Source organism: Bartonella sp. AD328YNZD, from assembly GCF_042196425.1.
On record NZ_JBHIQG010000223.1, the window covers coordinates 1 to 4,007 of the forward strand.

The following is a 4,007-nucleotide window of genomic DNA, read 5'->3' on the forward strand; positions in this document are numbered from 1 at the left end:
ATATGAACAGCTTCAAGCAAAGCCTTTCGCATGTAATAATCAATGGCACCGATTAGGCTTGCAGCATCACATCCAACCTGTACAGCAATGCTTGCACCAAATCGATGAGGAAAATTCAACATAGTGTCACGGTGTGCTCTTCCAAACTCACGCGCTGCTCTCTTGACTTCTTCACGATCAACGGTTGTTTCGCGTAAGCGTTCAAGAGCAATCTTCTCGCTTTCAAGGGCAACTTGCATTCGCTCCAGTTTAATCTTGTATTCATTAGCGCCCTCTGTAGAGGTTTGTTTGATCTTTGTTCGCGGTTGACCATCCGGAGCTAAAAATGGAGCAGGGCGTTTTGTTGGATTCTCATTCCAGATAGCTGTTGCAAGCGCTTCATTAACAGAACCATCTTCAAAAAGAGCCTTATCAAACTTCCCTGTCTTAAATCGAGAAACCACTGCATTAGGAGAAACACGCATCTTTTTGGCAAATGCACGAAGCGATAAACCTTTACGCGTTTTCTTATTCATAGTGGCTCCTTGCCCTGATTTTTCCCCCAATTATGAATAATTGACGATCCGGTATAATTGGGTCTATATTCCGGTATGCGAACGGATACACTTCAAGTCACATAAGGATTATTGGTTTTCAAAAAAAACTTTGAGATAAGGTGCGTCTGCACAAAAGAAGATTGGGAAGCAGTGGATTCTCCACCATTGACAGGTGAGGAGCTTGCACGTTTAAAGCCAGCTAAAGGCGTTTTACCAGCCTCTTTTTTTAAGTCTGTAACAGAAGAGCGCCGTAAACGTGGGTGAAGTCTTAAAAAAGCAAGTGGTTGTTAAGATAACCACCTCCCCACTCTAAAAATAATGCTTTACAGTTGAAATTAAACTTCAATTGTATTACATTGAAATACAGTTGAGAGAGGAGAAGTCATTATGGCTACCAGTCGCATGGTTCAAGCGCGTGTACCGGAAGAAATTCAAAATGTCGCTAATCAAGTTATTCAAGCCTCTGGTTTGTCAGTAAGTGATGTCGTGAGAGTGTTGATGACACGTATTGCGCAAGATAAAGCTATTCCTTCTTTTTTGTTTCAACCCAATGCAGAAACCATAGCGGCTTTTGCTGAGCTTGATGAAGGCAACTTAAAAAAGTTTCATTCCGTAGACGAATTATTTGATGATCTCTATGCGGACGATTGAACGTACCACCATTTTCAAACGTGATTTCAAGCGTGAAATGAAAGGACGGTATCGGCATCTTTTAGATACTGATTTGCACCAAATCATTGCAGCATTAGCAAATGATCAACCTTTAGAACCTCGATATCATGATCATGCATTGACTGGGAATTGGAGCAATTATCGAGATTGCCATATTCGACCTGACTTAGTGTTGATTTATCGCTTGATTGGTCAAGACCGATTGATTTTAGTGCGTCTAGGCTCTCATTCACAACTTGATCTTTAGATCACCTCCCCATTTTAAGAACGGGGAGAGGAGATGTGTTTTACTTAAGCAACCTTTTTAATGGGGTTCTCGAAATTTGGTTCATAAGCGCGTAACAAAGAATCCATGCTATGCGGCAGTTCTGAATCGCCAAAATCTGTTAGAACTGTTAAGATTTTAAACATACTTGGCATCTCATCTTGAAGTTTTAAAATCAAAACCTTTTCTATTAATTCCATAACTTCAACTATGGCATTACAATTTTCATCTCCAATGCTTCGATGATTGGAAAACTGAGACAATGCCATCCACAAATCGCATAAGAAGTCGACACTGCTATTCATTGCACACCTCCATGGATTTGTTCTCTTAAACAAGCTAATCCTCTAGATGTAATTTTTGTTGAAGGCAGGACCTTTTCTGTACCATCCGGTCTTTGAATTGTAATAGCGGGACAATCCATGAATCCTTTCTTTATTTTGTCCTGATAAGGTAACAGAGGCGCCCCTGGAGCCCGTCGATAGACCCAATCATGTTTACGCAAGTAATCCGTTAAATCCTTTGGTCGTACCTCCAACATCTTTGCTGCTTCGATAAGACCAAACAACCCATCAGAGCGTTTTAAACCTTCCAAAGCCTCTGCTTTTGGTTCTAATTTAGCAATGATATTGTCTTTCCGCTCGTTTTCATCTTTTAAATGCGTTAAGACACCAAGCATTACTGCTGGACTGGAGTAGTCGATCGATTGAACATAGGATTGCTTTATCTCGCCCCTACGCCATGCAACAAATAACTTAATAAGCATATAACGGACTTGAGAAGATTTTTCTGTATTCGATAATGTCGCAATCAATAACGCCTGCTCTTCGTTAAGCCAATATTCTGTTACGTTATTGCCCTTTATTACGTGCGCCACAGTGGCGCACCTCCCAAACCGTTCTATTTCTTGCATATTTCTTGTAATTAATTTTCTAACGTCACGTGTACGAACAAACCCTAATTTTTCTGCTAAGTCCACATCGCGAATACGAGGCTCGTTTTCGACTTCTCGTAATTTGATTAATTTGTCTTTATTGATAGGTAAGTATGTGCTATTATTCACTGTAATTGACCTCTTTCAGGTTAGTTAGATGTTAAAGCGTTAGAGAGAGTTTTTGCGGACTTATGCTCTAGCGCTTTTTCTTTTTTGAGAATGTTAATTATTTCAGATGAAAGAGAGCGATCATTCTCAGTCGCCCGATTAAACAACCACTCCTTTAATGTATGTGGCATATTTATTTTATATTGGATCGTTTTCATTTTACCTCCATATGCACATATTTAGTACCATAAAGGTACCTTGTGTCAAGTGTATTTTAGGTATATTTTAGGTGCATGACAAAAAAAGATCGTGTGCAATTTAAATTTCTCATTCCAATTGAACTGAAAAATCAATTGGAAGAGCTTGCTGAAGCAAATCATCGTAGCCTTACGGGTGAAATTCTTGCTCGTTTAGAAGGTTCTGTCCGCACTACCGTTACATTAAATCACCTACTGGCAATGAATTCAGAAGATCTCAAAAAGCTCCTTGAACAACCACTCGTGAATAAAAAACAATAAGATGCCACACATAGCCCCCTCAGAACGCTTTAAGCCTTCAAGTGCTTCTGCTTTTGGTGCTAATTCTGCAATAACATGGTCTTTCTGCTCAATTTGGCTTTGTAAGTGATTCAAAACACCAAGCAATGCTTCCGGTTTGGAGTAGTCAACTTGTGGTGTTGCTACTTGTTTCAAAAGCCGTTCACATTTGATAAAGTATTGACGTGCTTCATGTCCTTTATCATTACGTTCGATCATGGAAAGGTGTTTAGCCATATCTAAGGTGATATGGTATTCTTTAGAAGGACGCCCACCTGAACTTTCGCTCAAAAAAGAGCAAAAGTCATACCCTTCTTTAAATTTACAGTCTTGAATACGTCTGATAATCCAGTCTTTAAAGCTGGTTTTTACTTCTAAAAACGCATGCAAGTCACGTGCGTTTACCGTTTGAACAGTTTCTTGATCAATCGTTTGTTCCAATATTGGAATAAGAGTGTTCATGAGAACTCCTTGTAGTTAGAGGTTTTCAATTGACACTCAGTAAAGAGTGCCGGGCGCTGAAAACACGGCTACAAGTCCGTCGTTACACTTTTCCCGTGAGGGTATTGTATAGTGTAACCACACCCGACAAGGTCATTATATGCATGTAGCACATAATGAGTCAAAGTCTTTAAATACCCAGAAGATTGATTATTTCGGCAATCAATCCGCTTGTAGTTTCTAAGGTGTTTTCAGGCACCTGATTCAGGTATTCATATTGTTGCTATATTGTCAAGTGGTAAAAACTTTTTTCTAAAAAATAATCCACTATTGTACAAGGTGTATATTAGTGCACATTAAATTCGTTATTTATCAATGTGTTGTGCGTACAATGTACAGTTGATTTGAAAATTCTGTCGCTAGCGATAGTTCGCGCTCGCCTGCCCCGCAACGAAGCCAACCCGCTGGGAAGTACCTTTTTCATTGATTTTATTGATTTTTTTATGGAAAAAACA

7 protein-coding genes and 1 pseudogene are annotated in these 4,007 nt (G+C 39.4%); 3 read left to right on the forward strand and 5 right to left on the reverse strand.

What is annotated here, in order from left to right; all coding sequences use genetic code 11:
• Positions 1-515, reverse strand: a 515-nt coding sequence (locus tag ACFIO3_RS09575; protein ID WP_375704369.1) for a hypothetical protein, incomplete at its 3' end; no start/stop codon positions are given.
• A gap of 408 nt (positions 516-923) precedes the next feature.
• On the opposite strand from ACFIO3_RS09575, the gene ACFIO3_RS09580 reads away from it, so the two are divergent.
• Positions 924-1,187, forward strand: coding sequence for a type II toxin-antitoxin system RelB/DinJ family antitoxin (locus ACFIO3_RS09580; protein ID WP_100129267.1), 264 nt, complete (start codon positions 924-926; stop codon positions 1,185-1,187).
• The gene (locus tag ACFIO3_RS09585) at positions 1,174-1,455 is read left to right on the forward strand and encodes a type II toxin-antitoxin system YafQ family toxin (protein ID WP_375608675.1); all 282 of its coding nucleotides are present in this window, start codon (positions 1,174-1,176) and stop codon (positions 1,453-1,455) included. Before ACFIO3_RS09580 ends, ACFIO3_RS09585 begins: the two co-directional genes overlap by 14 nt.
• A 44-nt stretch (positions 1,456-1,499) precedes the next feature.
• On the opposite strand, the gene ACFIO3_RS09590 is transcribed toward ACFIO3_RS09585, so the two are convergent.
• From ACFIO3_RS09590 to ACFIO3_RS09600, 3 genes are read right to left on the reverse strand one after another with little or no spacing between them, the layout of a single operon-like run.
• Positions 1,500-1,778 carry a hypothetical protein gene (locus ACFIO3_RS09590; protein ID WP_375608674.1) on the reverse strand — a complete coding sequence of 93 codons (279 nt, stop codon included), beginning with the start codon at positions 1,776-1,778 and terminating at the stop codon, positions 1,500-1,502.
• Positions 1,775-2,536, reverse strand: coding sequence for a phage antirepressor KilAC domain-containing protein (locus tag ACFIO3_RS09595; protein ID WP_375608673.1), 762 nt, complete (start codon positions 2,534-2,536; stop codon positions 1,775-1,777). The genes ACFIO3_RS09590 and ACFIO3_RS09595 overlap by 4 nt, the downstream gene beginning before the upstream one ends.
• 20 nt (positions 2,537-2,556) lie before the next feature.
• Positions 2,557-2,733, reverse strand: a complete 177-nt coding sequence (locus tag ACFIO3_RS09600; protein WP_375608672.1) for an Arc family DNA-binding protein — start codon at positions 2,731-2,733, stop codon at positions 2,557-2,559.
• Positions 2,734-2,808: 75 nt separating this feature from the next.
• On the opposite strand from ACFIO3_RS09600, the gene ACFIO3_RS09605 reads away from it, so the two are divergent.
• Complete coding sequence (locus ACFIO3_RS09605) at positions 2,809-3,033, forward strand: Arc family DNA-binding protein (RefSeq protein ID WP_375608671.1); 225 nt, start codon at positions 2,809-2,811, stop codon at positions 3,031-3,033.
• Positions 3,034-3,048: 15 nt separating this feature from the next.
• Here the strand turns inward: ACFIO3_RS09605 and ACFIO3_RS09610 are convergent.
• Positions 3,049-3,513 (reverse strand): annotated as a pseudogene (locus ACFIO3_RS09610) (antA/AntB antirepressor family protein); the annotation flags it as partial.
• Between the last annotated feature and the right edge of the window lie 494 nt (positions 3,514-4,007).